Origin of the sequence: Micromonospora sp. NPDC047557, from assembly GCF_043205095.1 — a bacterium.
Classification (GTDB): Bacteria; Actinomycetota; Actinomycetes; order Mycobacteriales; family Micromonosporaceae; genus Micromonospora.
Map to the genome: position 1 here is coordinate 87,554 of NZ_JBIDDK010000013.1, position 24,960 is coordinate 112,513.

Sequence of the window (24,960 nt, forward strand, 5' to 3'; positions counted from 1 at the left end):
CCGCCCCCGCCCTCAGTCCGTTGATCATGAAGTTATTGCCAGTCGGCACGGCGTGTCGTGGCAATAACTTCATGATCAACGAGGGAAGGGGTGGGGCGGGCGAGGTGGTCGGTGTGAGGTGGGACCCGGGGGGTGGGAAAGGGGTCCCGGTTTCGGGGGTGGGGTCGGTAGCCTCGCGGGCATGAGGATCGGCATTGTGGGGGCCACCGGCCAGGTCGGTGGCGTGATGCGGCAGGTGCTGGCGGAGCGGGAGTTCCCGGCGGAGCAGGTGCGGTTGTTCGCCTCGGCGCGGTCCGCCGGGCGGGCGCTGCCGTGGCGCGACGGCGAGGTGACCGTCGAGGACGCCGCGACCGCGGACTACTCCGGGCTGGACATCGTGCTGTTCTCGGCCGGTAAGGGCACCGCCCGGGAGTTGGCTCCGCGGGTGGCCGAGGCCGGCGCCGTGGTGATCGACAACTCGTCGGCGTTCCGGATGGACCCGCTGGTGCCGCTGGTGGTCGCCGAGGTCAACCCGCACGCCGCCGCCGAGCGCCCGAAGGGCATCATCGCCAACCCCAACTGCACCACGATGGCCGCGATGCCGGTGCTGCGCCCGCTGCACGCCGAGGCTGGTCTGGTCGGCCTGGTCGTCTCGACGTACCAGGCGGTCTCCGGCGCCGGCCTGGCTGGCGTCGCCGAGCTGGACGAGCAGGTCCGCAAGGTCGCCGAGCACGCCGCCGGGCTCGCCTTCGACGGGTCGGCCGTGGAGTTCCCCGCGCCGCGCTCGTTCGCCGAACCGATCGCCTTCAACGTGCTGCCGCTGGCCGGCTCGATCGTCGACGACGGCTCGTTCGAGACCGACGAGGAGCAGAAGCTCCGCAACGAGAGCCGCAAGATCCTGGAGATCCCCGACCTCAAGGTCTCCGGCACCTGCGTCCGGGTGCCGGTGTTCACCGGCCACTCGCTCCAGATCAACGCCCGCTTCGCCCGCCCGCTCACCCCGCAGCGGGCCCACGAGCTGCTCGCCGACGCTCCCGGGGTCGCGCTGACCGCCGTGCCGACGCCGCTGCAGGCCGCCGGGCAGGACCCGACCTACGTGGGCCGCATCCGCGCCGACGAGACCGTCGAGTACGGGCTGGCGCTGTTCTGCTCCAACGACAACCTGCGCAAGGGCGCCGCCCTCAACGCCGTACAGCTCGCCGAGCTGGTGGCCGCCGAGCGACGCTGACCGCTGCGATCACTGCGGGCTCCCGGCCGGTCTCGGCGGGGGTCCGCGGTCCGTGGCGGGCGGCGGTGCATCGGGGGCGGGAGCACGCCGGTCATGTTTGGATGGACCTAGCCGACCGTGTCACCTGGAGGATGCCGTGCCGGAAGACCCCAGCCAGCAGCAGGCGTTGACCGACCTGATCGCCGGCCGCTCGATGGGCGTGCTGGCCACCCTCAAACGCGACGGGCGACCCCAGCTGTCCACAGTGGTCTACTCGTTCGACCGCGCGGCCGGCCTGATCCGGGTGTCCGTCACCGACGGCCGGGCCAAGACCGCCAACCTTCGTCGGGACCCACGGGCCAGCTTTCACGTCGGCAGCGAGGACGGCTGGGCGTACGCGGTGGTCGAGGGGCGGGCCGAGCTGACCGCTCCGGCGGCCGACGTCGACGACGCCACGGTCGAGGAGCTGGTGGGCCTCTACCGGACGCTCCGCGGCGAGCACCCGGACTGGGCCGACTATCGCAACGCCATGGTCGCCGAGCGGCGGGTGGTGCTGCGCCTGCACGTGGAGCGGATCTACGGAATGCCGCCCCGCGCCTGAGAGGGTCGGAGGCCACGCCGTGTCTGCGGGGCCGCGGACTGCGATTGACGGCTGACCCTTGGGCGACGAATCCCGGCTCAGCCGGGCTCGATCACTGTGACGCCGGGCCAGCGTTGCGCGGGCCGGTGGCGAGCCAGTCGCTGCCGGGACAGCGTGACGCCCACCCGGGCGGGGTTGTGCCGCCACACCCCGCCCAGCAGATCCGCCAGGCCGTGCGGGGCGCAGACCTCCAGCTCACCGGTCGGGCGCAGCCGCACCGCCACGGCGGTCGCGTACTCCGGCCAGGTGGCCACCGCCTCGGCGACGCTGCGGTACGGGGCGATCGGATCGCCGCCGAACTTCGACGCGTACCAGGTGTGGACCGCCGCCTGGTTGCGTGCCTCCCACGGCGGCGCCGCCCAGGCCGCGGCGAGTCGGGCGGTGGCCCGGTGGTCGTCGTCGCGGGACAGTCTCGTCGGGTCGAAGAAGACCACGTCCACATCGCGGACCGTCGCCGGGTCGAACCCGTCGCCGTACCGTTCGCCCCAGACGAGGTCGCGGAGGGCGCCCGCGCCGATCCAGGCGTCCGGCAGGCCGGAGTCGCGGACCACGGTCAGCGCCTGGGTCAGCCAGACGTTGCCGGCGACGAGGTCCCTCAGCTCCCGCTCGCCCGTCAGCACGCCACCCACGCTAGGCGGTGCTGTTCTCGGCCAGTTGGTGGGGTCTGTGCCACTGTCTCGCCCGGCGTCCCGACCTTGTCGATCAGGCGGCCCCGCGAAACGGCCGCGGGCCGCGGCCGCGACAGCCGCCCGCCCCGGACAGCGGCCCGGCCGTCGGCGTTACCCCCTCCCGTGCGGCGGGTAGACGGGCCGTGCCGACACCGAGAGGGGAGCACCATGACAACGGTCGGAGAGTTCATGACGACCCGGTTGGTGACGATGGACGGCAACGAAACGCTCATCGCCGCCGCGCAGGAGATGCGCGACAGCGCGATTGGTGACGTGGTGGTGACCGATGGCAACGGTGTCGTCGGTATCGTCACGGACCGGGACATCACGGTCCGTGGTGTCGCGGAGAACATGGACCCGGGCTCGACCCGGCTGAGCCAGATCACCAGCCGCAATGTGATCACCGTGAGCCAGTACGACGACGCGGTGGCCGCCGCGGACCTGATGCGCACCTACGCCGTACGCCGGCTGCCGGTGATCGACGACGGACGCCTGGTCGGCCTCGTCTCGATGGGTGACCTCGCGGTCGAGCGCGAACCGCAGTCGGTGCTGGCCGACATCAGCGCCGACGATCCGAACAACTGACGACCCGCCGCCAACGCGCCGGCCCTCCCCTGCGGGGGAGGGCCGGCGCTGCCGTGCCCCACCCACCTCCGTGATCAAGAGGTTCGCGTCACGACACGCCGGACGCGGTGACGCAAACCTCTTGATCACCGAGGCAGGGGGGTGGGGTGGGCTGGGGTGGGTGGGTGGGGTCACCCGATGTGGGCGAGGTTGGGCTTGCGCGGTCGGGGGACCCGTGCGGGGACGTGCAACGCCGGCCGTGCGCGCGACGCGAGCGCGCCGGGTGGGATCCCGGGCCCGGCCAACTGGGAGGAGTGGACCCGATGGTGGACGCGACCACGAGGTTCTTTGAGGACCTGGACCGGCGGGGGTACGAGCCTCTGCTGGCGAAGACCTCCGGGACACTGCGGATCGACCTGCACGAGGGGGCGCAGACCCGGCACTGGCTGCTCGCGATCGACCACGGGCGACTCAACGTGAGCCAGGAGGACCGGGAGGCCGACACGGTGATCGGCACCAGCCCGATGCTGTTCGACGAGATCACGGCCGGCCGTGAGCACGGCCTGGCCGCCCTGTTGCGCGGGGACATGACGGTGTCCGGGGACGCCCGGCTGGTGGTGCAGGTGGAGCGGGTCTTCCCCGGGTCGCCGGACGCCCGTGGGCCGCGTCGCCGCTTCGCGGGGGAGGTGCGCTGATGGGCCAGAGCAACACGATCCGGATCCTGGACGGCAACACGTTCGTCGTCTGTGAGGACACCGGTGACATCGAGGCGACGCCGAGTGAGCCGACCGGGCTCTTCTCCATCGACACCCGGTTCCTGTCCACGTGGGTGCTGAGCGTGAACGGCGAACGCCTCAACTCGCTGTCGTACGACGACCTGCAGTACTTCGAGTCGCGGTTCTTCCTGGTGCCGGGGATGGCGACGCACTACGTGGACGCGAAGTTGTCGATCATCCGGGAGCGTGCGGTCGGCGGCAGCTTCCGGGAGCAACTCACCATCCTCAACCACGACGAGAAAGCGGTCGACCTGGAAATACGGATGGACGCGGCGTCCGACTTCGCCGACCTGTTCCAGGTCAAGGACGAGATCCTGAACAAGAAGGGCGAGATCTACACCGAGGTGGAGTCGGACAAGCTGCGCCTGGGCTACCGCCGGGGCAACTTCCGGCGCGAGACGATCATTTCCTCGTCCATGTCGGCCCGGTACGACGACAAGGGCTTCGCGTACACCGTCCACCTGGAGCCGAACGAGCAGTGGGAAGCGGCGATCGACGTGCAGACGCGCGCGGTCGGGCCCGGTGACCGGGACCTGCGGATGGGGCTGCGGGTGCACGGCGGCGAGCGGCTGGCCCTGCAACATGACCTGGAGCAGTGGATCGCGGAAGCGCCCAAGGTCAACAGTGAGCACGGTCGGGTGGCCAGCACGTACCGGCGCAGCCTGATCGACCTGGCGGCGCTGCGCTTCTCACCGCTGTCGCTGGGTGGCGCCACCCTGCCGGCCGCCGGCCTGCCCTGGTTCATGACCATGTTCGGCCGGGACAGCATCCTCACCTGCCTGCAGACGCTGCCGTTCACCCCGCAGTTGTCGAAGACGACGCTGCGCATCCTGGCGTCGCTGCAGGGCAGCCGCTTCGACGACTTCCGCGACGAGGACCCGGGGCGGATCCTGCACGAGATGCGCTACGGCGAGACCGCGGCCTTCGAGGAGCAGCCGCACTCGCCGTACTACGGGTCGGTGGACGCCACGCCGCTGTTCGTCGTGCTGCTCGACGAGTACGAGCGGTGGACCGGGGACGTGGCGCTGGTCAAGGAGTTGGAGCAGGAGTCCCGGGCCGCGCTGAAGTGGATCGACAGCTACGCCGACCTGGTCGGCAACGGCTACATCTGGTACGAGCGGCGCAACACCGAGACCGGCCTGGAAAACCAGTGCTGGAAGGACTCCTGGGACTCGATCTCCTACTCCGACGGCACCCTGCCGCCCTTTCCGCGGGCGACCTGCGAGGTGCAGGGGTACGCGTACGACGCGAAGGTCCGCGCGGCGCGGATGGCCCGCCAGTTCTGGGGTGACCCGGAGTTCGCCGACCAGCTGGAGCGGGAGGCCGCGGCGCTGAAGGAGCGGTTCAACCGGGACTGGTGGGTGGCCGACGGCGAGTACTACGCGCTGGCCCTGGACCCGGACGGCCGCCAGTGCGACGTCCTCAGCTCCAACATCGGCCACCTGCTCTGGAGCGGGATCGTCCTGCCCGAGCGCGCGGAGAAGGTGGCGGCGCACCTGGTCGGGCCGCGACTGTTCTCCGGCTGGGGGGTGCGGACCCTCGCCGAGGGGGAGACGCGGTACAACCCGATCGGCTACCACAACGGCACGATCTGGCCGTTCGACAACTCCTTCATCGCCTGGGGCCTGCGCCGGTACGGCTTCGCCGAGGAGGCCGCCATTATCGCCAACGGCATCCTGGACGCGGCCACGTACTTCGACGGGCGGCTACCGGAGGCGTTCGGCGGCTACCCGCGGGAGCTGACGAAGTTCCCGGTGGAGTATCCGACGGCGTGCAGCCCGCAGGCCTGGTCGACGGGTACGCCGCTGCTGTTGCTGCGCACCATGCTCGGCCTCGAACCGCACGAGGGGCACCTGGCGGTGGAACCACGGTTGCCGGTCGGGATGGGCCGGATCGAGGTGCTGGACATCCCGGGTCGTTGGGGTCGGGTGGACGCCTTCGCCCGCGGCCGGATCGATCTGAACAGCCTCGCCGACTGAGCCCTGACCGGCGTACCGGCGGCGGCGCGCCACTCGCGTCGCCGCCGGGCCGCCACCCAGGCGATCCCCAGCCGGGCAGGGTAGATTCTGCGGATGCCGGAGCTCGTGTACCCGCCCGTTATCGCCGCCGCCAAGACGATGTTCCGGGTCCTCGACCTGAAGATCACCATCGAGGGCGCTCACCACGTACCCCGCACCGGCGGGGCGGTGTTGGCCAGCAACCACGTCAGCTACCTCGATTTCATCTTCGCCGGGCTGGGTGCGAACGCGTCGGGTCGGCTGGTGCGGTTCATGGCCAAGCAGTCGGTCTTCACGCACCGCATCTCCGGCCCGCTGATGCGCGGCATGCGCCACATCCCGGTGGACCGGCAGGCCGGCGCCGCCTCGTTCCGCTCGGCCGTCGACGCGCTCAAGCGCGGCGAGGTGGTGGGCGTCTTCCCCGAGGCCACGATCAGCCGGTCGTTCACGGTCAAGGAACTCAAGAGCGGCACCGTGCGGATGGCCCGTTCGGCGAAGGTGCCGGTGCTGCCGGTCGCGCTGTGGGGCACCCAGCGGCTCTGGACGAAGGGCCGCCCCCGCACCCTCACCCGCCGGCACACACCCATCACCATCCTGATCGGCGAGCCGATCCAGCCGGCGGACTTCCCGGACCCGAACGTGCTGGCCGCCGAGCTGACCACCCGGCTGAGCGCGCTCGTCGAGCGGGCCCAGCGCGAGTACCCGGATGCGCCGGCCGGCCCGGAGGACACCTGGTGGCTGCCGGCGCACCTCGGTGGCACCGCGCCGACGCCGGAGGAGGCCGCCGCGCTGGACGCCGTCGGCGAGGAGCGCAGCCCGAGCGTCTGAGAATGATCAAGACCGGCCGCGCGGACCGGCTTCACCACCGCCCGGACGCCGCGCCGCCGGCGAAACCGTCCCAGGAGGTCGGCTCGGGTCCCGAGCGGTAGTAGTCGTCGCGGGAGCGGAACTCCACCGGCAGCGAGCCGGGCAGGGTGATCCGGGTTTCCCCGGCGGGCAGCGCGGGGCCGGCCCGCAGCAGCAGGACGTCGCGCTCCTGGGCGGAGAGGTCCACGAGTTGCGGGCGGGTGAGCCGGAACATGGCCACGGCCCGGCGCACCTGCCGGGCCAGCGCGATGACCTCACCCGGCGACCCGCCGAGGGCCAGCGCCGGCTGCTGGATGGTGCGTAACGCGTCGCAGACGATCATGAGCTGCGCCGGATCGGTGGGGGGAAGCTCCAGCCGGGACGGCCACTGCCAGCGGATCTGGCCGGTCATCAGACCGGTCAGCCGTCCCGCCGGCCGGGACCGCGGCGGGTCGTCGTCGACCAGGGACAGCTGCGAGCCGGTGCCCACCCAGCAGATCCGCTGGTCGGTGACGGTCACCGAGACCGGCCCGGGAAGCTGCCAGCCGCGTCGTGTCTCGGTCGGCCCGAGCAGGTAGCCCGCGACGAGCAGCCGGTGCCTGCCGAGCACCTTCTCGCCGGGCAGCGGGCGCATGTCGTAACGCCGGTCGAGGGTCGGGCCCACGTCGTCGTCCGACGCGTCGAACCGGTGTGGGCCGATGAAGAAGGGGGACGCGTCGGCGTGCATCGTCACGACCTCCCGGTCAGCTGGCTGTGGGTTGAGCCTCGCCGATGCGCCGGCCGCTGTCATGACGCCCGTTAGGGGGTCGGCCGGTCGTGCGTCGCCTGTGACCGGTAGATGCCGATCTCCTCCGGGCGGACGAGCCCGTCCTCGATCGCACGGGCGAGCAGAGCGGCCTTTGTGGCTGCCGGCCGCCCCGCCCGGGTGTACTTGATCCGCGCGCGGTCCACATACTGCTTCACCGTGTGCTCGCTGATCTGCATGCGACGGGCCACCGACGCCTTCGACATCGACTGGAACCAGAGCAGCAGCGCCTCACGCTCCTTGTCGGACAGCATCGGCCGGTCCGGCCTCGGGTCGCCGACCATCGCGCCGGCGAGCGCCGGCGGCACGTACGGGCGGTCGCTCGCCGCGGCCAACACGGTCGCCACACAGTGCTCCCGGCCCTCGTGCTTGGCCAGGAAAGCCACCGCCCCGGCGTCCAGCGCGGCGAGCATCGTCTCCGGGTCGGTGTGCTCCGAGTAGACCACCACCCGTCGCCCGCTGGCACTCAACTCGGCCAGCTTGTCCAGCGCCATCCGGCCGTGCAGCCGCAGGTCGAGCAGGACGACGTCGGCGTCCGGCGCGGCGCGCAGCACCTCGTCCGGGTCGTCCCCGGTGGCCAGCACGGTCAGTCGCGGCTCGCTGGCGAGCCAGGCGCGCACTCCCTCGACGACCACCGGGTGGTCGTCGACGATCGACACCCCGATCAGCCGGTCACCGGTCACCCCAACCACCGGGTCTGCGCCCATCTGATGTTCCCGTCCCGTTCGTAGAGGTGCTGCACCGGCCCGTCCTCGTGCTCCCCGGGCGGAGGGCCTGTCGCGTCCGGCCCCTCCCGGTCCGGCGTGACCAGACTGACCACCACCTCGCCGGGGCCGGACACCACGGTCAGACGCGCCCACCCCCGGGCGTCGGCGAGCAGGCCGGTGAGCGGGTCGGCCAGCCGGCGGCGGATCTGGACCGGCAGCGGCGGTGGGGTGCCGATGGCGACCAGGTCGATCGGCAGCCCGTTGCGTTCGGCCAGGTCGGCGGCGGCCCGCAGCTCGTGCAGCAACGGGTCGGGCACGTCGTCGGACTCGGCGATCAGGCGGCGCAGCCGGGCCGCGGCCAGCACGCAGCGGCGCTGCGCCTCCGGGTCGTCCGGGGCGATCTCGCCGGCGGCCAGCTCGCCGAGCACCCGTCCGGCCGCCGCGCCGACCAGGGCGAGCCGGTCACGGCGTTCCCGCCGGCCCCGCTCGGCGGCCGCCCGCTCGGCGGAGAGCGTGTGCAGCGTGGCAGCCGCGGCGGCCCGGTCCCGGGCCAGGCCGACGATCACCGCGCTGCCGACGAAGACCGCCACCGGCAGTGAGAAGGTGCCGTAGACGTACATGGTGTAACGGGCCAGGTCGGCCGAGCCGGGGCCGTGCGCGAGGACGGCGGCGAGCGCGATCAACGCGTGCGTGGTCAGCAGCGCGACCAGACCGCTGACCCGCCGACCCCACAGCGCCAGCACGAAGAACCAGCCGAGCGTGCCCCACACCCAGTTCGCGGCGGCGAACAGTTGCCGATCGCCGACCGCGGCGAAGACGGCCGCGTCGACGGCGAGCAGCAGCCCGGCGAGCGGCCAGGGCGGCAGCGGCGCGCCCCGCAGCAGCCGGACGCCGGCCACCGCGCCGGTCACGGCGACCAGGATCCAACCGCCGAGCACCACCGTTGGCGCGGTGAACTGGGTCCGCGCCGCCAGCACCGCCGGCAGTCCGATCGCGACATGCCAGGCCAGCGCGATGGCGACGGCGACGATCCGGGCACCCCGGTCGGAGGCGTGCGCCACCGCGGCCGGCGCGGCGAGCACCGCGGACTCGGGCGGTGTGGGCCCGTCGGCCGGGCCGGGCGACGGCCCCGGGATGGGCGCCTCGCGGGTGCGGGTGCGCGCTGCCGAGGCACCGAGGTCAGCCGACACCGGGCCACTCCAGTCGGATCCGGGTGCCCGCACCGGGCGCGGAGCGCACCTCGGCCCGCCCGCCGACCGCCGCCATCCGACCGTGGATCGACTCGCGCAGCCCGTACCGGTGCGCGGGGACGGTGTCCGCATCGAAGCCGGGGCCGTCGTCGACCACCTCGACCACGACGGAGACCGCGTCGCGGGTCAGCCGCAGTGTGGCCCGCGCGCCCGGCGCGTGCCGGACCACGTTGGACAGTGCCGCGTAGGCGCTCTCGGCGATCGCGTCGGCCACCCCGGCGGGCACCGCGCAGGAGGCCAGCTCCAGGCCCACCGGCAGTTCGGGCAGCCGGTCGGGCACCGTCCGCAACCGACCGTCGAGGGAAACCGGGCCGTCGCCGGGCACCGGGCCGAGATCGGTCAACGCGACGAGAGTACGCAGGTCGGCGGCGCACCGGTCGCGGAACGCGGCCGACGGGCCAGCCACCGCGCCGAGCCCCACCATGGTCAGCGTGCCGAGGACGGTGTCGTGCAGATCCCGATTCTGCTGGCGCTCCGCCTCCCGGGCGGCCCGGGCGACCAACGCCTCCCGGGTCAACCGCTGGTGCTCGGCGAACGCCCGGTCGGCCCGCCCGATCCGGCGGCGCATCACTGCCGCCATCATCGCCGTGCAGGCCGTCTGCACCAGCAGGGTGGCGGCGTGCGCCCGGGATTCGGCGGGGTTGCCGGCCGCCTGCGTGCCCACCACGTAGGTGGCGGTGACCAGCAGCCCGGCCGGGACCGACCAGCGGGCCGGTGCGGTGGCCTGCGCGTTGATCACCGTGGTGCTGGCGAGCACCGCGATCCAACTGCCCTCGCCGGGGAGCACCTCGGGCGCCACCAGGCGAGGAATGAGCAGGCAGGCCAGCGCGGTGAGCCCGACGTCACCGGCGACCAGTGCCGGGGTGATCCCGTGGCGCACCGCTCGACCGGCGTACCAGAGAGACCATCCGGTGAGCGTGGCCACGCCGGGCAGCAGTAGGGCCTCATCGACCGGCGGGGTACGCACCGACAGCGCCACCGCGGCGCCGACCAACCCGCACGTCAGCCGCAGTAGCGCCGGAAATGTGGTGAAGATGAGGCTCAACGCCCCGCCGGCCGGGCTGTCCAGGACGGGCGGTGGCACGGTCGGGGCGGCAGTCGCCGGCATCGGGAGCTGTCCTTCCGACAACGACCCGGTCCGGGTCCGCGCGGCAGAGATCGACATCGGAGAATAGCATGGCGGACGGTGAGCGTTCACCCACCGTGCGCATCGTGTCGCCTTGTCGTCACGCTGCGCTGCGGGGCTGGATCAGGTCCCACCGATTGCCGTACAGGTCGACGAAGACCGCCACCGAGCCGTACGCCTCGTGCCGTGGCTCCTCCAGGAACCGCACCCCGGCCGCGGCCATCCGGGCGTGGTCCCGGGCGAAGTCCTCGGTGTGCAGGAACAGGCCGACCCGTCCGCCGGTCTGGTCGCCCACCCGCGCCTGCTGCTCGGCGCTGCTCGCTCGCGCCAGCAGCAGCGCCGTCTCCCGGGCCCCCTTCGGGCGCACCACCACCCAGCGCGAGCCGTCCGGGCGGGCCGTGTCCTCCACCAGCTCGAAGCCGAGGCCGCCCACGTAGAAGTCGATCGCCTCGTCGTACTCGCGTACCAGTACCGCGACCAGTCCCAGATGTCCCATCGGGCCATCATGCCGACGGATGCGCCGACCCCGGCGGGCGGCGTCGCCCATGGTCGGCGACGTCACGCGGGAACCCCGCCGGACGGCCGCCCGTCTCATCCGGCGGTAGAGAGGTGGTGAGCCGGATGCGCTCGGGCGGAACGACACTGGTGGCGGCGCTGCTCCGCCTGGGGTTGTGCGGGCTGGTAATGGCGGGCTGCGCGGGCACGGTCAACACGCCGAAGGATCCCGGCCCGGCCGAGATCGTCGAGAGGTGGACCTCCTGCGCCGAGGTCGCGCCGCAGGCCGGCGTCGTAATGCCCGTACCGCCGGGGTCGGACGGGCCCGCGGCGCCGACGCCGGCCGGGGTCGAGCCGGAGATCGGACGGATCGACCCGGCGTTCGTTCCGGTCGCCGCCGTGCTCTGCGGTCGCGAGGTCCGGCCACGCGCCGGTGGCGGCCGGGAGGAGGTGGCCACCGAGCGCCGCGCCGACGAGATCGGCCCGCTGGTGGCCGCGTTGCGCCTGTCCGACCAGGGCCGGGGCCGAGGGGAGAGCGCCTGCACCCTTGAGATGCTCGTCCCGCCCTGGCTGGCGCTGCTCGACGACAAGGGTCGGTGGCTGCGGCCGTACCTGCCGACGGACTCCTGCGGCAAGCCGCGCCCGGAGGTGCGCGCGGCGTTGGACGGGCTGCGCCTGACCACTGTCGACGCCCGTACGGTCGGGCTCGTCGAATCGTCGGCGGCCGAGACCGCCGGCTGCGAGCAGCGGTGGTCCGACATGGTGTGGGTGGAGACCCACCTCGGACGTCCCGGGCGTGTCGCGCCCGGCACGACTCCGAAGGCCGGGCCGCTGCGCCTCTGCGTCTACGAGGTGCCCCCGTCCGAGCGCGGCGGCGGCAAACCGGCGGGTGACTTCGTGTACGGCGGGCCGCTGCCACCCGAGCGGCAGGCGAAGGCGCTCCGCGCCCTGGCCACGACCCGGCCGGCGGCCGACTGTGCCACCCCGGCGTCCCGCTTCGCGGTGCTCCGGTCCCTGGATGGCGGTGGGCCCGAGTGGTACGTCGAACTCGACGCCTGCCGGCGATTCGTGGTCGTGGCATCGCCCGGCGGGACTCACCTCGGGCAGGGCGACGCCGCGTTGGCAGGGCTGCTGGGGCCGAGCTGAGCGTCCGACGGACTCAGCCGACCGGCAGTGCCTTCGTGCCACCGCCGGCGATCGACCGCTTGACGTTGGTGCCGCCGGACCAGAAGTAGCAGCGCACACCCCGGTCGCCGCGCGCCCACAGCTCCTGCGAGGGGAAGCGGTACGCGGTGCCGGTGCGATAGCGCAGGCTGGCGTCGACGGGCACCTTGGCGTAGCGGGCGACGAGCGTACGGCAGGCGGGGTGGACCGCGTCCTCGTCGCGCACGGCGTCGGCGTAGGAGCGATCCGGGGCGGTCCAGACGCCGACGAACTCGTACTGGTGCCCGGCCGTGCAGGCGGCCGGCCGCAGTCGGCCCCACTCGTCCTCGTTCATGCAGCCGTACGTCAGCGGGGAGCGGCTGCCGACCGCGTTGCGCAGCGTCCCGGACCGGTGGATGGCCCGGTCGGAGTCGCCGTTGGCGCCGTCCACCTCGTCCAGTTCGAAGATGTCGCACCGGTAGGAGCGGCTGCCACCCGCCCACCCGTCCGGCGAGGTCGGCGCGACCTGGACGGAGAGCCGCGCGGTGCGCCAGTCCCCGCCGACGAACTCCTTGGCCCGGGTGTCGCAGTCGGCGAAGACGCCACGCATGGCCGCCGACTCCACGGTGGGTGGGGTGCTGCGCGCGGCCAGGGCGCCGGTGAAGGTGCCGACGTGGAACGTCTCGACCAGGTGGGTCTTCGCGCAGTCGACGGGGGAGTAGCTGCTCAGGTACGAGCTCGCCTCGGGGATGACGTGGCACTCGCCGGCCTTCGGGGCGAACTGCTGCGCTGCCGCCATCGGTCGCCAGTCGTCGGACAGGTCACCGTCCGTGCCGGCCGGCGTGCCGCAGCCCGCCAGCGCCACCGTGAGGAACGCAGCCGCGAGCGCTGCCCTGCCGTACCGTCGCATGTGATTCTCCCCGTGGCCCCCGTGTGGACGCGCGCAGCATATGGCACCGGCGCGACGGGTCGGCACCCGCTTCCGGTGCGGGTTTCGATCCGGTCGATCCCGCTGCCCAGGCCGTGCGGCTGCCGGCGGTGACCCTCGGTTACCTCCGTGGGGCGGATGCGGTGCTAAGCGATATACCTCAGAGTCATATTTATACCTCTGAGGAATACCGCTCAACAGCACATCGACACGGCGGACAGCCACAGCGGATGACCCGCCCTTTGCCACCGGGCCATCGTCCACCGCCGGCGCAACAGGCCCTCAGAGCTGCTGGACGATCTGGATCGGGTTGCCGTCCGGGTCGGCCGTCCACGCGATAAGCAGGCGGTCGAGCCACCGGTGCGGCGCGGCCAGGGCGGGGGCGCCGTTCGCCGTGAGGGCGGCGTACGCGCCAGCGGTGTCGTCGGTCCAGAGGATCACCGCGGCCCGCTGACCCTGCGGTACGGGGTCGAGTCCGTGATCGTCGCGAGTGGAGGCCACCGAGGCGACGCCGATCTTGTAGCCGTCGAACGCCAGATCGATGTGGATCGGCTCGCCCTCGGTCGGCACCCGGAAAGTCTCGGTGAAGCCGAGACCGGCGTAGAACTCGGCGGCGCGGGGGACGTCCTCGCTGAAGAGGATCACCTGAGGAGTCCGGAACATCGACATGCGGCGACGCTATCAGCAGAGCCGCCGCGCGCGAGCCCACCCGAGGACATGCACCCTGCACTTCTTGCCGAGCATGGATCTCGGCTGATCCGCGTCAGCGCCCTGCCCTGGTCAGGTCGAGCAGAATAGCCAGGCGGTACCGCAATACCCGCGTCTGCCGGACCGAGAGAAGCAGCCGGGTTGCTGGGTTGCCCTCCAGGCGCACCATCGGCTCAGCAGCCTGATGCAGGGCCTGCACCAGGACCGCTTGCACGGTGGCCGCCTCCGGCCGGTCGGTGCCCACGCCGAGAATGCGGGAGTGGTGCTGACCTCGACGCTCGCAGTCGTCCCGGTCGCACCAACGTGGGTGCGCCTGCTCGGCCGGGGCGTCGGCAAGGGTGCCGGTCGGGAAGACGAACACATGCCCGCAGGACCGCTCGACGTCCGGTGCAATGCCGATCAGGTGCGCCTCCAACCCGGCGCGGGCGACGGCTGCGGTTGCGCGGATGGTGTGGTCAACACAGGTGTACGCGCAGGCGTCCAAAGAGTCCGCTGAGTACAGCTCGATGCGGATCGTCGCGGGTTCTGGGCAGGCGGGCAGGGTGGGTAGGGTGCTCACGGGTCGCCTCCTTGCTAGGCGATCAAGGCCCTCGATCGGCGTGGCTGCGCCGGTCCAGGGCCGCCTTCATATTGGCTGTGACAACGCGCTCGATCCCGGCCCGGGCCGGGCCGTGTCTTGAAGCTGGTCACCCCATGTCCTCTGGTGCTTCTATCGGATTGCTGAGTCCAGTGAAGTCGAAGTCGGACGATGCGCCCATGCAAAGCTGATGCAACGAGCGGCAATCCGATGCAACGCATTCGCGGGAGGCGCGATGGCGAGGGTGGATCAGTGGACTGGACGCCTGGCCTGTGTGCTGCAAGCTGCCGCCGGGATGACGAACGAGGGGTTCGCGGCCTGGCTGGGCATCGCGGTCAGAACCGTTGCGTACTGGCACAGTCGGCCGGAGACGGTGCCCGGCAGCGCGAACCAAGAGTTGCTGGACGCAGCAGTCGGCCGGCTTTCGGACTCGGTCAGATCGCAGTTCCTCCAGGACATCGACGACGTCGCCGGGAAGCACAGAGGCGCTCGTAGCGGCACTGATTTTGGCGATGTCGTGAGTGATGCCGCAGATGCAGTCGCCCATGACTCGCTGCTGTCGAGCACAGGGGTGCCGCCTGACTCGATCGAGGCAATGCAGCAGGACATGGCGGTGCTGGCGCGGTCTGTTGGAATGGCTGCCTTCGACACGTTCTCAACTGCCCGGCGGCTGCGTGACGAGGCGCGAGCGTTGGCCGACCGTACGCGGCGGCCTGGGGACTTGGCCGATCTCTTCGTGGTCATCGGCCAGGGCGCATCACTCATGGCCTCCACCGCTTTCGACCTCGGGCACTGGACCGAGTCGGCCGCCCTTGCCCGGGCGGCTACCCAGTACGCAGACCTTGCCGGCCACGTGTCGTTGAAGGCGTGGACGTATGGGCTGCAAATGACGTTGGCGAACTGGCGCAACGAGCCGGATGCTGCTCTCAGCTATTACGGCAGAGCGATGCGTGTGGCCCCTGACGGTGAACCGAAGCTGAGGCTGCGCTACATCGCCGCTCGCTCCTATGCCCTGCTCGATGACCCCGCGTCAGTGGCTGCCGTTCTGGACGCTGCCCAACAAGACAGGGAGGCGGCAGAAGGTCGGCCGGACGAGATGGCTACGGCGACCGGTGGTGAGTTCTCCTTCGGAGACGCACGCGCCGCAGCCTGCGCCGCCGCTGCCTGGCTCGACCTCCGTAACGGCGAACAGGCAGCGAGGTACGCCCTCGATGCGCTGCGCGTTTATCAGGCGCTGCCGACAGCGCGGCGGCCGTACTCACAGATCAACGGCACGAACATCGACATGGCCGCTGCTCACCTACACATGCGAGACCTGGACGGGGCTGCTGAGGCGCTGCGTACCGTGCTGGCTCTGCCGCCGCAAAGGCGCAACGTCTCGCTGACCGGTCGGCTCGCTCGGCTAGAACGTCTGCTGAACGAGGCACCGGGGAGCGGCGATGCCGAGGCACGGCGGCTCGCCGACCAAATCGCGGTGTGGCTGTCGGAGACCTCATCTCGACCGCTCGTTTGAGCGGTGCCACGCTGCCAGAACCTGTGCTTCCCTCTCTCGGCTGATGCCGATTTCGGCGGCACGGTCGTGGTTGCTGATGTTCCCGCCCTCGACCAACCACCGCCAGGTGTCCCGAACGGTCAATTCGAGTGGGCGGGTCCGAAGGCCGGCGGCTTGTGCGGCAGCGGTGTCGACGTTCCACACCCCGTCGAAGGTGCGCCAGAGCGGCAGCTCGGACCACTGCCGGACGCCCTGTGCGAGCAGGAAGTCATCAGGCACCCATGTGAAGGAGGTATCGGTGTGCGTCGACTGAGCGCAGTGCGCGAGCAGTTCTCCGAACGTCGCGCTACCCACCGGAGCGCAAACGTTGAACACGCCGGCCAAGTCGTCAGTGATGGTATGCAATGCGAACGCGGCCAGGTCGCGTACGTCGATCGGCTGGATTGCCCGGTTGGGCGAGCCTGGCGCTAGTACCTCGCCGCCAGCGGCCACACGGCGTAGCCACCAGGGCAGGCGGCCGACATACTCACGCGGGCCGAGCACGACGCCGGCGCGCAGGATTGTGGTTCGTTCCGCTCCGAATGCGGCGAGCGCCGCTGCCTCACAGCCGGCCTTCTGGTAGCCGTAGCGGGTCGGTCCGTCCTCGGTGTCGGTGCCGTAGCCCGGGCCCGCGTCCGGCGGGCAATGAAGTACCTCGGATTGCTCGCTCAGCGGCTTGACCGGCCAGTCCCGGTACACGCTGAGCGTGGATACAAAGACGTAGCGATTGGCGAAGGGAGCGAGCGCGCCTGCCACGTCGAGGACGTTCCTGGGCACGTAGCCAGAGGTGTCGACAACGGCATCCCAAGGCCCGGCGGTAGCGAGAATGGCGACGTCCTCAGGACGGGTCCGGTCGCCGCGGATATGCCGTACCGCTTGCAGGAAGGGGTCTGACGTGCCGCGGTTGAATGTCGTCACCTCCCAGCCGGCGCCGATTCCGCTCGAAACGATGGCGTGCCCCACGAACCAGGTTCCGCCAAGCACCAGCATCCGCATGGGCCCATCCTGCCGGCCCGGGCGAATCGCTTGGTCGGCGGAGAGTGCTTCGCCCGACCGCCGTGACAACCGTCGAGCAGCTTGAGCGGGAAACTCGGCCAGATCCTGGTCCGGAGGCTTCGAGCCGACGAGTGGAACGAATGCGGCTGGCGTTTGCTCTGGCTGAGCTCGTTGCCGTTCCCCCTTCGCCGACCACGACCTTACGGGTGGGCTCTAGAGCGCGGCCCCAGGCTCTGCGCTCGGCGATCGGCTGTCAGCCGGGCCTTGGACGATGTCTCCGGACGACTCAACCAGGTCGATGAAACGACGCAGGATGGGCCATGGCACATCCCCGCTACCAGCGGTGAAGATCACGTCGCTCGCCGGGCGCGGTGTGAACGGCCCATCGTCCGGTGTTGCGTCTGGAATCGTGACGATGATGTACGGGCCGGTTCCGGGTGCTCCGGTCAGTCCAACCAGCTCGTACTGCCAGGCGTCATCGGTCAGGCTGTAGTAGGAGTTGACCTCGTACAGCTTGCCGTCGTGATCCCAGACTTCCACCGCAGCAGGATCACACATGCTCGTCAGGCAAGACCGTGGATAACCGGCCGGAGGCCGCCAGCAGGCTGGGGCAGGGCCAGCGCGGGCGGGGCGAGGGGCGTCCTCGCTGAAGAGGATCACGCGAGGATTCCAGAACGTCGACGCGGAGCATCAAGCGGCTGTGCCCGTGTCGGGTTGGCCGGTGAATGAGTACGTCACCCCGGTCAGCCGCTCGGACTCCGCCCACAGTCGGCGCTGGGTGTCTACGTCGTATGACGCGGGGCTTGATCGAGTCGGTACCGGGTGACCCGACGCGTTCAACAGTCGACCGTCGGGGGCGTAGTAGTCGGCACCCTTGACTGTGGGGTCGGTGGCGCCGCGCAAAGTGGCGAGCGCGCCGGCTGTGGCGGTGGGTTGGCCGATCAGCTTTCCGACGACCGCGACACCGACGGCCATCGCGCCGGCGACGTGGCGTTGCAGGCCGGTGGAGACGATGCCGGGTTCGACCGCGACTGCGATGGGCTGGGCGTTCGCCGTGGTGAGGCGGCGCTGAAGCTCGTAGGTGAACAGGATGTTGGCGAGCTTGGATTGACTGTAGGCGGTCGGCGGCCTGTAGCGGCGGCGCTGGAACTGCAGGTCGTCGATGTCGATACGCCCCTGGCGGTGCGCCGAGCTGCTGACGGTGACGATGCGCGAGGCGGGCGTGGCGAGTAGCCGGTCGAGGAGGAGCCCGGTCAGGGCGAAGTGGCCCAGGTGGTTGATTCCGATCTGGAGTTCGAACCCGTCCTCGGTACGACCGAGCGGCGGCATCATCAGTCCCGCGTTGTTGATGAGCAGGTCGAGCCGAGCGTGGCGTGACCGCAGCTCTTCCGCGGCGCGGCGGATCGAGGTGAGCGAGCCGAGGTCAAGGTCGAGCGTGGTGACGTTCGGGCCGGGCAGAGCTGCTGCCGAGGCGGTGGCCTTGTCGCGGTCGCGGCAGGCCAGGACGACCGAGGCGCCCCGGGCTGCGAACACCCTGGCCGTTTCGAGACCGATGCCGCTGTTGGCGCCGGTGATGACGACGGTGCGGCCATGCTGGTCGCCGACGTTGTCGGTGGTCCATCTCGGCATGGTGGCCCTCCCGATACCTATAATCGGGACCGTCGTCCCGGATGGAGTGAATATACGGGACGGCCATCCCGTTTGGACAGAAGGAAAGGACGCTCGATGACGGGCAAGCCTGCGCGAGCACCGCGCGCCGATGCCCGGCGCAATCGGGCATTGGTGCTGCGGACCGCGGCGGAGACATTCGCCACCGAAGGGCTCTCCGTGCCGGTCCACGAGATCGCGCGACGGGCGGGGGTGGGCACCGGCACCGTCAGCCGCCACTTCCCGACGAAGGAGGCGCTGTTCGCGGCTGTCCTGCTTGATCGCATGGCGTCGCTCACCGCTCGGGCGGACGCCCTGGCGGCCACGGAGGAGCCGGGGCCGGCGTTCTTCATCTTCTTCGCCGAGCTCATCCATGAGGGCACGAACCACCGTGGGCTGGCGGAGTCGCTGGCCGGTGCCGGATTCGACATCGAGTCGGCTGCCGTCGAGGCCGGCAGTGACGTGTCAGGTCGGCTGCACGCCATGCTGAACGCCGCCCAACGGGCGGGAGCGATTCGGGACGGGATTACCTTCGCCGATGTGAAGGCCCTGATGAGCGGCTGCCTTGCGCGGGAGGCCGACCCGACCGACACCGGTGCCCGCGACCGCGTCATCGCCGTCGTTTGCGACGGTCTGCGCGCCAACTGATCATCCCGCTCAGCCTGTCCGCGGTTGTCGAGCGGCGTGGGCGCGCGGAAGCAGGCTCGGCTGTACGGATGGCTGCACAGCCACCAGGATGCGATTGTGCTCGCCGAACCAACGATGCTCCTCGTCCACAGCCCGCTCCTCACCTCAGCGACATGGGACGCCCTGCGGTCGCATCTCGAAGCGGCGGGGTGGCGTGTGGCAGTGCTGGACCTTCGCCCCCTCGTCGAGTCGACCTCCTTTCATGCGGCGGTCTGCACGGCGGCTGCCACAGTCACTCCCGGCGCGCCCACCGTCGTCGTCGGCCACAGCCGCGCGGGTGCCTACCTGCCGGGTATCGCCGACGCGGTCGGCAGTGAGCAGCTCGACGTCGTCTTCATGGATGCCCGCCTGCCGCATCCGGGCACGAGTTGGGTCGGATCACTGCCGGCGGAACGGGCCACCTGGCTGCGAGAGATTGCGGTGTCGGGCCGGCTGCCACGCTGGGACACCTGGTTCCCCACGGCATCCCTGGCCGATGTCCTGCCCGACCCCGAACAGCGGCAATCGGTGCTGGACGGCATACCCGAACTGCCGTGGCAGGTCGTCTCCGAGGTGCTGCCCACGCCGGGCGAGGCATGGGACTCCGCCGGACACATCTACCTCCAGCTGAGCGCCGCGTACCGCTCCACGGCAGAGCAGGCGGAAGAACGTGGGTACCGGGTCCGGAGCCTTGACGCCCATCACCTGGCGATGGTCACGCACCCCGCAGCGGTGACGGATCTGCTCCTGTCGGCATTGCAGCCGTAGGCGGCAATTGCTCAACCCCGCCACGAAGCCGTTGAACTGCGATGTGTGGTGGGTGCGCCCGGCAGGAAGGTTCGCTGCTCCGGACGCCAGCAGGCTCCCCACCCGTCGACGGCGGGATCACACGGTTGGGACCCGGGCCGGTGAGCGCAGGTGACCACCAGACCAGGGTGAATGCCCACACCAACAGGAACGGAAAACTGACGATCGCGAGGGGGATCGCCACCCCGAGGCGCAAAGCGCGAGTGCGGCACGGATGGTTACCGGCTCAGGGCCCTCGGGGCGGCCGTCTACCGTGGTCACCCTGACATCATTGTCGCCTGCAGGCCGCTCGTCGTTACCCGACTGTCCTACGAGGGATGGCCGGTCGACCATCACGGACCTACGCATTATGAGATCAAAATGCCCGCCCCGTCGACCTGGGCACGGTGGGGTCTAGGTCCGTCCACTCGGGCCGGATGACGTCCCTCAACCCTGTCTGACTTGGAAGGGGCCTCATCGCTCGACGGCCAGTCGCACGCCCAGCCCTATGAATACGCCTCCCGTCGCTGTGTCGATTCGACGGCGAGCGGCCTGCCGGCGACGGAGCCATCCCCCGATCCGCCCTGCGAGCACGCCCACCGTGCCGTCGACGATAAACTCCAGGATGATCAGAATGGTGCCGAGGATCGCGAACTGCGCCCAGACCTGACCCAGTTGTGGGTTGATGAACTGTGGGAGGAACGCGATCGTGAAGGTGACCATCTTCGGGTTAAGTAGGTTGGTTAACAATCCATTGAGATAAGCCCGGCGGCCCGAAATGCCTCCGCCGATGACTGGCAAATCGCTCTGCTCGCTCTTGCGGTGCCGAATCATCTGCACACCAAGGTAGATCAAATAGGCGCCTCCGACGATCCGCACCACCGTGAAGGCGGTCGGCACTGCCGCGAAGAGAGCGGCCAGCCCAGCGGCCGCCACGGCGACGTGAACCGCCTCGCTCGTTGCCACCCCTGCCGTGGCGAGCAGGCCGGCGCGCGGACCGCCGCGCATCCCACACCCTAAGACGAACAACATGTCCGGCCCGGGACTGACCATCGCGATGATCGTGGTCAGGGTGAAGGCCACGAGTAGGTGCTGGTCTATCGGCATGACAAGACCATTCCACGTGTCGCCACAGCCCGGCAGGTCTGGCCCGTCACCTGGGACACAAGCAGGCCGAAGGGGCGATGTGCGAACAACGGCGAGACTGATGAGGTGATCCGCGCTGACCTGTGGTGAGGTGGGTGCGCCCGGCAGGATTCGAACCTGCGGCCTTGGGATTAGAAGTCCCCTGCTCTATCCGCTGAGCTACGGGCGCGCGGCGTGGGTGTCGCGCCCAGAGGGTACCGCCGTCCGGCTGCCCGACGACGAAAAGGGTGCCCGCGTCCACGTTGCCGAGCAGGGTCTCACGGAGCGTCCCCGTCCGGCATCCGGGTTCCCAGGAAGAGGCCGGGCGTCGGCCCGTACCCTCGGCTGGTGTTGCTGGACCCCGACGCCGAGAGCGGCGTCGCCTACGAGCTGTGCCAGGTCGTCGGCCGCGCCATCCTGCCCTACCGGACGGCCGACGCCTACGGCACCGCCTTCTTCTTCCAGGGCGGCGACGACCCGGTGGGGGAGGCGCTGCTGACGGCGGCCGACCTGGTCGGCCCTTCCGGCGGTGAGCTGGGCCTGCGGGCGAGCGTCACCGAGCCGGCCGGCGTCGCCCCGGACGTCATCGCGGAGGGCGAGATCGTGCCCGGCTGGGCGCGCTTCCCGAGCGACGGGGTCGCGTTGTTACCGACCGCAGGCCTGCACCGCTACGCCGGCGACGGCGGCTGGCGGTGGCGCGTGCAGCCGGTGCCGGCGGGGATCGCCGCCGGGCCCGAGGCCGTCGCCCGCCTCGGCGCCGACGCCAGTTCCGCTTTCGTGCTGGCCCATGGGGTACGCGAGGACGCCTCGCGCCCTCTGGAGGTCGGGATCGAGCGCGTGGTCCGCGACGGGGACGACGTGCGGATCACCACGGAACTGCCATCGGGGTACGTCGGTGCGCCCGTCTTCGTCGTGCAGGCCGACGGCACCGGCGAGGTCTCGCTGTACTGCCTGGGGCTGGTGCTGCCCGGCGTCGACGGTCACCCGGTGGCGACCTTCGACCGGATCCGGGCCGTCCTGTCGGCCGCCCACGGCGACGCCTGAACCCGGGTCAGTCGCCGACCGCCGTCGCCTCGGCGTGACCGGGCGACGGGCGTCGGCTCTGCGGCAGCGTGGGCGCATCGGCGGGATCGTCGGCGGCGGGGGCGGTCGGCCCGGCGGCCAGGAACGCCTCGGCCCAGCGGCCGACCTCGTCGAAGACCTTTGCGCGTACGGCGGGGCCGGAGAGCGTGAGGTCGTGCAACCCGCCGTCGAAGCGGGCCAGGGTGACGTGCCGGCCGAGGCGGGGCGCGTACCGCACCATGTGCTCGACGTCCAGCACCGCGTCGGCCAGGGTCGCGTTGTCGTGCCACTTGGTGCCCCGGAAGGAGCGGGTCGAGCAGGCCAGCAGCACCGGCACCGGGATGTCCAGGCCGGCGCGCAGCCGGCGTTGACCGGTGCGGATCGCGTTCAGCCAGCCGGCGTGCACCGGGAACCCGGCCAGCGGCTTCCACGCCAGGTCGTAGGTCCACTCGCCGCGGTGGTCGGCGTGCAGGCTCTCGCCGTACACCGTGCCCAGGCCCAAGGGCACGATGCGGTGCGGCGCCCTGCGGCCCAGCCGGGAGACGGCGGCCGCGAGGGGTCGACGGACCGCCCAGGGGGCGTTGAAGTCGAAGAAGGGGCTGTTGAGGACCAGGCCGTCGACGGTGCCGGCATCGCGGCGGGCGTCCGCCCAGAGCGAGATGATCAGGCCACCGGTGGAGTGGCCCATCACCAGCAGTGTGTCGTGCCCGTCGTCGGTGCGGATGATCTCGGCGGCGGCGTCCAGCTCGGGGAAGTAGTCGCTGATGTCGTGGCAAAAGTTCGGCGTCTGGTGCGCGAGCAGGCTGCGGCCGTACTTGCGCAGGTCGAGCGCGTAAAAGTCCCAGCCGCGCTCGGCGAAGAAGTCGGCCAGGTGGGTCTGGAAGAAGTAGTCGACGAAGCCGTGCACGTAGAGCACCGCCCGCCCGGTGGGGCGCTCGGCCCGCCGCCGGACCAGTGTCGCGACCACGGGGCCTTCGTCGTCGGTGCCCAGGTCGATCGTCTGCCGCTCGTACGGCGGCCCCAACACGTCCGGTTCCACGAACGCGACGCTACGCCGGCAAGCTACCCGGCGGTAGCCCCGCCTGCCCCCGGCCCGGCCCTGCCGCGCCCCTCCGCGTCGATCATGGAGTTGTGGTGCCCCGCGAAAGGGATTTAGCGGGTCTAACGACCACCACAACTCCATGATCCACTGGGTGAAGCGGGGGCGGGGTGGGTCAGACCGTTTCTGCGTCGGCGCGGGCCGGGTCCTCGTCGATCGGGTCGGTCTCGCCCTGCGGCTGGGGGATGTCGCGCAGGTGCTTGTTGTGCCGGGGCTCCTGGCGGGTCTTGGCGTCGTTGAGCCGCCGGCGCAGGTCGTCGCGGACGTCGTTGAGGGCGGCGTGCAGGTCCTCCTCGGCGGAGGTGGTGACGATCTTCTGCCGGCCGGCGATCCAGCACTCCAGGGTGACCTTCTGGCCCCGGGCCTCCCGGTCCTTCACCGAGACCTCCAGCTCGGTGGCGTCGGCGTGGAAGCCGGCCAGCCGGGCGTCGAGGGTGGCGAACTGCTCGGCGATCCAGTTGCGGTCGCCCTGGGAGAACCCCGCACCCACCCGCAGGCACTCGCCCACGGTCGCCGGGTTCGCCACGGCGCTCATCGCCGCACCTCGGAAACGGTTGCGGAGCCGAAAGTAGTGATCATCATGGCGCTGACCTCTCGTCGACGTGGAGCTTGTCGGTGGTGCGTTGATCAAATCCATACCCAGTTCGGGCGGCTCCGGAACCGTCGGCGCCCGCACAGGTGGGTCGGCCGTACCACATCGGGGGTGTGATCAGGGCGTTGTCCACAGGCGGCCCCGTCATCCACAGGTCGGGGTGGTGGTGCTGGCGGCAGCCGACGAGAGCGCACAGGCTCGGTGCCGAGTCGACTCGCTGGCAGACCCCGGATCCCCTGGAGGGACGATGTTCGACACGTACGTCACGATTGTCGGCAACATTCTGACGGCGCCCGAGTGGCGGCGTACGACCCAGAGCAACACGCTGGTGGCCAACTTCAAGGTCGCCTCCACCGCCCGACGACTCGACCGCGAGAGCGGCCGATGGGTCGACGGCAACTCGCTGCGCGTCCGCGTCAACTGCTGGCGCAAGCTCGCCGAGGGCGTGGCCGCCTCGGTGATGGTCGGCGACCCGGTGGTGGTCTGCGGCCGGCTCTACACCCGCGACTGGACCGACGACGCGGGTAACCACCGCACCCTCTACGAGTTGGAGGCGGTCGCCGTCGGCCACGACCTGTCCCGGGGGCGGGCCCGCTTCCTGCGTAACCGGCCGACCATGACCACCAGCACCGTCGAGGACGCGGCCATCGAGAGCCGCGTGCACGGCGAGCCCACCGAACCGGTGCCCGACGAGCAGGCGCCGGTGCTGCGCGACGACCGCCCGCTCGACGACGATTTCGAGTTGCCGGAGTACGGCTCGCTGCGTACCAGTCCGCTGGGCCAAGGCCCCCTCGACGACGTCTCCGTCGAGGGCGGTGACTCTCTCGACGACGGCTTCCCCGGCGGCGATGGGCCCGCGGCCCTCGACGACGAGCTGGCCCTCGCGGTGAGCGCGGACGACTCCGACCTGGAGGGAGACCCCGACGACGAGTTGGGGCCGGTGCCCGAGGAGGGCCGGCCGGAGGCTCCGCCGTCCGGTCGGGGCCGGCGGGGCCGGGGGCGGGTTCCGCAGCCGGCGTGACGGTTCCGTCCGGAGTCGG

At 71.1% G+C, this 24,960-nt stretch carries 27 protein-coding genes and 1 tRNA gene; 12 read left to right on the forward strand and 16 right to left on the reverse strand.

Annotation, left to right across the window (positions count from 1 at the left end; translation table 11 throughout):
- The first annotated feature begins 181 nt into the window (after positions 1–181).
- Both ACGGAQ_RS25600 and ACGGAQ_RS25605 read left to right on the forward strand, forming a co-directional pair.
- Positions 182–1,207: an aspartate-semialdehyde dehydrogenase gene (locus tag ACGGAQ_RS25600; RefSeq protein ID WP_393053161.1), complete on the forward strand. Its 1,026-nt coding sequence runs from the start codon at positions 182–184 to the stop codon at positions 1,205–1,207.
- 136 nt (positions 1,208–1,343) lie between these two features.
- A complete protein-coding gene (locus ACGGAQ_RS25605) occupies positions 1,344–1,787 on the forward strand; it encodes a PPOX class F420-dependent oxidoreductase (RefSeq protein WP_393053164.1) in 444 nt (147 codons plus the stop codon).
- A gap of 77 nt (positions 1,788–1,864) precedes the next feature.
- Here ACGGAQ_RS25605 and ACGGAQ_RS25610 read toward each other — a convergent pair whose 3' ends face one another.
- On the reverse strand, positions 1,865–2,446 hold the full coding sequence (locus ACGGAQ_RS25610) for a nucleotidyltransferase family protein (protein WP_393053167.1): 582 nt from the start codon (positions 2,444–2,446) through the stop codon (positions 1,865–1,867).
- A 216-nt stretch (positions 2,447–2,662) separates the two neighbouring features.
- Here ACGGAQ_RS25610 and ACGGAQ_RS25615 point away from each other — a divergent pair, with 216 nt between their 5' ends.
- From ACGGAQ_RS25615 to ACGGAQ_RS25630, 4 genes are all read left to right on the forward strand, one after another.
- Positions 2,663–3,079: a CBS domain-containing protein gene (locus ACGGAQ_RS25615; protein WP_393053170.1), complete on the forward strand. Its 417-nt coding sequence runs from the start codon at positions 2,663–2,665 to the stop codon at positions 3,077–3,079.
- Positions 3,080–3,381: 302 nt separating this feature from the next.
- The gene (locus ACGGAQ_RS25620; protein ID WP_393053173.1) at positions 3,382–3,753 is read left to right on the forward strand and encodes an SCP2 sterol-binding domain-containing protein; all 372 of its coding nucleotides are present in this window, start codon (positions 3,382–3,384) and stop codon (positions 3,751–3,753) included.
- The gene (locus ACGGAQ_RS25625; RefSeq protein WP_393053175.1) at positions 3,753–5,813 is read left to right on the forward strand and encodes a glycogen debranching N-terminal domain-containing protein; all 2,061 of its coding nucleotides are present in this window, start codon (positions 3,753–3,755) and stop codon (positions 5,811–5,813) included. The genes ACGGAQ_RS25620 and ACGGAQ_RS25625 overlap by 1 nt, the downstream gene beginning before the upstream one ends.
- 93 nt (positions 5,814–5,906) lie before the next feature.
- Positions 5,907–6,659, forward strand: a complete 753-nt coding sequence (locus ACGGAQ_RS25630) for a lysophospholipid acyltransferase family protein (protein WP_393053178.1) — start codon at positions 5,907–5,909, stop codon at positions 6,657–6,659.
- A gap of 31 nt (positions 6,660–6,690) precedes the next feature.
- Here the strand turns inward: ACGGAQ_RS25630 and ACGGAQ_RS25635 are convergent, their stop codons facing one another.
- The 5 genes from ACGGAQ_RS25635 to ACGGAQ_RS25655 form a co-directional block, all read right to left on the reverse strand.
- A complete protein-coding gene (locus ACGGAQ_RS25635; protein WP_393053180.1) occupies positions 6,691–7,404 on the reverse strand; it encodes a hypothetical protein in 714 nt (237 codons plus the stop codon).
- Positions 7,405–7,475: 71 nt separating this feature from the next.
- Complete coding sequence (locus tag ACGGAQ_RS25640; RefSeq protein WP_393053183.1) at positions 7,476–8,189, reverse strand: response regulator; 714 nt, start codon at positions 8,187–8,189, stop codon at positions 7,476–7,478.
- A complete protein-coding gene (locus tag ACGGAQ_RS25645; RefSeq protein WP_393053186.1) occupies positions 8,162–9,379 on the reverse strand; it encodes a hypothetical protein in 1,218 nt (405 codons plus the stop codon). Before ACGGAQ_RS25645 ends, ACGGAQ_RS25640 begins: the two co-directional genes overlap by 28 nt.
- Positions 9,369–10,547 (reverse strand): sensor histidine kinase, encoded by a 1,179-nt coding sequence (locus ACGGAQ_RS25650; protein ID WP_393053189.1) that lies wholly within the window; start codon positions 10,545–10,547, stop codon positions 9,369–9,371. The genes ACGGAQ_RS25645 and ACGGAQ_RS25650 overlap by 11 nt, the downstream gene beginning before the upstream one ends.
- Before the next feature lie 118 nt (positions 10,548–10,665).
- Positions 10,666–11,061: a VOC family protein gene (locus tag ACGGAQ_RS25655; RefSeq protein WP_393053192.1), complete on the reverse strand. Its 396-nt coding sequence runs from the start codon at positions 11,059–11,061 to the stop codon at positions 10,666–10,668.
- A gap of 125 nt (positions 11,062–11,186) precedes the next feature.
- Here ACGGAQ_RS25655 and ACGGAQ_RS25660 point away from each other — a divergent pair, with 125 nt between their 5' ends.
- Positions 11,187–12,206 carry a hypothetical protein gene (locus ACGGAQ_RS25660; RefSeq protein ID WP_393053195.1) on the forward strand — a complete coding sequence of 340 codons (1,020 nt, stop codon included), beginning with the start codon at positions 11,187–11,189 and terminating at the stop codon, positions 12,204–12,206.
- A 13-nt stretch (positions 12,207–12,219) separates the two neighbouring features.
- On the opposite strand, the gene ACGGAQ_RS25665 is transcribed toward ACGGAQ_RS25660, so the two are convergent.
- The 3 genes from ACGGAQ_RS25665 to ACGGAQ_RS25675 all read right to left on the reverse strand — a co-directional run bounded on the left by ACGGAQ_RS25665 (position 12,220) and on the right by ACGGAQ_RS25675 (position 14,398).
- Positions 12,220–13,113, reverse strand: a complete 894-nt coding sequence (locus ACGGAQ_RS25665; RefSeq protein WP_393053198.1) for a septum formation family protein — start codon at positions 13,111–13,113, stop codon at positions 12,220–12,222.
- Positions 13,114–13,413: 300 nt separating this feature from the next.
- Positions 13,414–13,800, reverse strand: coding sequence for a VOC family protein (locus ACGGAQ_RS25670; RefSeq protein WP_393053201.1), 387 nt, complete (start codon positions 13,798–13,800; stop codon positions 13,414–13,416).
- A 94-nt stretch (positions 13,801–13,894) separates the two neighbouring features.
- The gene (locus ACGGAQ_RS25675) at positions 13,895–14,398 is read right to left on the reverse strand and encodes a hypothetical protein (protein ID WP_393053203.1); all 504 of its coding nucleotides are present in this window, start codon (positions 14,396–14,398) and stop codon (positions 13,895–13,897) included.
- A gap of 253 nt (positions 14,399–14,651) precedes the next feature.
- Between ACGGAQ_RS25675 and ACGGAQ_RS25680 the strand changes: the two genes are divergently transcribed.
- Positions 14,652–15,929 carry a hypothetical protein gene (locus ACGGAQ_RS25680; protein WP_393053206.1) on the forward strand — a complete coding sequence of 426 codons (1,278 nt, stop codon included), beginning with the start codon at positions 14,652–14,654 and terminating at the stop codon, positions 15,927–15,929.
- Here ACGGAQ_RS25680 and ACGGAQ_RS25685 read toward each other — a convergent pair.
- From ACGGAQ_RS25685 to ACGGAQ_RS25695, 3 genes are all read right to left on the reverse strand, one after another.
- Positions 15,909–16,943, reverse strand: coding sequence for an NAD-dependent epimerase/dehydratase family protein (locus tag ACGGAQ_RS25685; RefSeq protein WP_393053209.1), 1,035 nt, complete (start codon positions 16,941–16,943; stop codon positions 15,909–15,911). The genes ACGGAQ_RS25680 and ACGGAQ_RS25685 overlap by 21 nt on opposite strands.
- A gap of 213 nt (positions 16,944–17,156) precedes the next feature.
- A complete protein-coding gene (locus ACGGAQ_RS25690; protein WP_393053212.1) occupies positions 17,157–17,483 on the reverse strand; it encodes a hypothetical protein in 327 nt (108 codons plus the stop codon).
- Positions 17,484–17,633: 150 nt separating this feature from the next.
- Complete coding sequence (locus tag ACGGAQ_RS25695; RefSeq protein WP_393053214.1) at positions 17,634–18,572, reverse strand: oxidoreductase; 939 nt, start codon at positions 18,570–18,572, stop codon at positions 17,634–17,636.
- 96 nt (positions 18,573–18,668) lie between these two features.
- Here ACGGAQ_RS25695 and ACGGAQ_RS25700 point away from each other — a divergent pair, with 96 nt between their 5' ends.
- Positions 18,669–19,238: a TetR/AcrR family transcriptional regulator gene (locus tag ACGGAQ_RS25700; protein ID WP_393053216.1), complete on the forward strand. Its 570-nt coding sequence runs from the start codon at positions 18,669–18,671 to the stop codon at positions 19,236–19,238.
- 24 nt (positions 19,239–19,262) lie between these two features.
- Positions 19,263–20,024 (forward strand): alpha/beta fold hydrolase, encoded by a 762-nt coding sequence (locus tag ACGGAQ_RS25705; RefSeq protein ID WP_393053219.1) that lies wholly within the window; start codon positions 19,263–19,265, stop codon positions 20,022–20,024.
- Between the two features lie 492 nt (positions 20,025–20,516).
- On the opposite strand, the gene ACGGAQ_RS25710 is transcribed toward ACGGAQ_RS25705, so the two are convergent.
- Together ACGGAQ_RS25710 and ACGGAQ_RS25715 are read right to left on the reverse strand one after the other, a co-directional pair.
- A complete protein-coding gene (locus tag ACGGAQ_RS25710; RefSeq protein ID WP_393053222.1) occupies positions 20,517–21,125 on the reverse strand; it encodes a LysE family translocator in 609 nt (202 codons plus the stop codon).
- Positions 21,126–21,284: 159 nt separating this feature from the next.
- Positions 21,285–21,357: transfer RNA gene (locus ACGGAQ_RS25715), tRNA-Arg, on the reverse strand.
- A gap of 158 nt (positions 21,358–21,515) precedes the next feature.
- On the opposite strand from ACGGAQ_RS25715, the gene ACGGAQ_RS25720 reads away from it, so the two are divergent.
- Positions 21,516–22,211: a hypothetical protein gene (locus tag ACGGAQ_RS25720; RefSeq protein ID WP_393053225.1), complete on the forward strand. Its 696-nt coding sequence runs from the start codon at positions 21,516–21,518 to the stop codon at positions 22,209–22,211.
- Between the two features lie 7 nt (positions 22,212–22,218).
- Here ACGGAQ_RS25720 and ACGGAQ_RS25725 read toward each other — a convergent pair whose 3' ends face one another.
- Entirely contained in the window at positions 22,219–23,268 is a 1,050-nt protein-coding gene (locus tag ACGGAQ_RS25725; RefSeq protein ID WP_393053227.1) for an alpha/beta hydrolase, read from the reverse strand.
- Between the two features lie 175 nt (positions 23,269–23,443).
- Complete coding sequence (locus ACGGAQ_RS25730) at positions 23,444–23,863, reverse strand: HPF/RaiA family ribosome-associated protein (protein WP_393053230.1); 420 nt, start codon at positions 23,861–23,863, stop codon at positions 23,444–23,446.
- Positions 23,864–24,167: 304 nt separating this feature from the next.
- Here ACGGAQ_RS25730 and ACGGAQ_RS25735 point away from each other — a divergent pair, with 304 nt between their 5' ends.
- Positions 24,168–24,941, forward strand: a complete 774-nt coding sequence (locus tag ACGGAQ_RS25735) for a single-stranded DNA-binding protein (protein ID WP_393053233.1) — start codon at positions 24,168–24,170, stop codon at positions 24,939–24,941.
- The last annotated feature ends 19 nt before the right edge of the window (positions 24,942–24,960 follow it).

Coding starts and splice junctions, on each gene's coding strand:
- ACGGAQ_RS25670 (WP_393053201.1), bottom strand. CDS start 13,800: ATGTCGATGTTCCGGACTCCTCAGGTGATCCTCTTCAGCGAGGACGTC.
- ACGGAQ_RS25680 (WP_393053206.1), top strand. CDS start 14,652: ATGGCGAGGGTGGATCAGTGGACTGGACGCCTGGCCTGTGTGCTGCAA.
- ACGGAQ_RS25655 (WP_393053192.1), bottom strand. CDS start 11,061: ATGGGACATCTGGGACTGGTCGCGGTACTGGTACGCGAGTACGACGAG.
- ACGGAQ_RS25630 (WP_393053178.1), top strand. CDS start 5,907: ATGCCGGAGCTCGTGTACCCGCCCGTTATCGCCGCCGCCAAGACGATG.
- ACGGAQ_RS25730 (WP_393053230.1), bottom strand. CDS start 23,863: ATGAGCGCCGTGGCGAACCCGGCGACCGTGGGCGAGTGCCTGCGGGTG.
- ACGGAQ_RS25615 (WP_393053170.1), top strand. CDS start 2,663: ATGACAACGGTCGGAGAGTTCATGACGACCCGGTTGGTGACGATGGAC.
- ACGGAQ_RS25660 (WP_393053195.1), top strand. CDS start 11,187: ATGCGCTCGGGCGGAACGACACTGGTGGCGGCGCTGCTCCGCCTGGGG.
- ACGGAQ_RS25620 (WP_393053173.1), top strand. CDS start 3,382: ATGGTGGACGCGACCACGAGGTTCTTTGAGGACCTGGACCGGCGGGGG.
- ACGGAQ_RS25625 (WP_393053175.1), top strand. CDS start 3,753: ATGGGCCAGAGCAACACGATCCGGATCCTGGACGGCAACACGTTCGTC.
- ACGGAQ_RS25685 (WP_393053209.1), bottom strand. CDS start 16,943: ATGCGGATGCTGGTGCTTGGCGGAACCTGGTTCGTGGGGCACGCCATC.
- ACGGAQ_RS25735 (WP_393053233.1), top strand. CDS start 24,168: ATGTTCGACACGTACGTCACGATTGTCGGCAACATTCTGACGGCGCCC.
- ACGGAQ_RS25600 (WP_393053161.1), top strand. CDS start 182: ATGAGGATCGGCATTGTGGGGGCCACCGGCCAGGTCGGTGGCGTGATG.
- ACGGAQ_RS25695 (WP_393053214.1), bottom strand. CDS start 18,572: ATGCCGAGATGGACCACCGACAACGTCGGCGACCAGCATGGCCGCACC.
- ACGGAQ_RS25650 (WP_393053189.1), bottom strand. CDS start 10,547: ATGCCGGCGACTGCCGCCCCGACCGTGCCACCGCCCGTCCTGGACAGC.
- ACGGAQ_RS25635 (WP_393053180.1), bottom strand. CDS start 7,404: ATGCACGCCGACGCGTCCCCCTTCTTCATCGGCCCACACCGGTTCGAC.
- ACGGAQ_RS25640 (WP_393053183.1), bottom strand. CDS start 8,189: ATGGGCGCAGACCCGGTGGTTGGGGTGACCGGTGACCGGCTGATCGGG.
- ACGGAQ_RS25700 (WP_393053216.1), top strand. CDS start 18,669: ATGACGGGCAAGCCTGCGCGAGCACCGCGCGCCGATGCCCGGCGCAAT.
- ACGGAQ_RS25665 (WP_393053198.1), bottom strand. CDS start 13,113: ATGCGACGGTACGGCAGGGCAGCGCTCGCGGCTGCGTTCCTCACGGTG.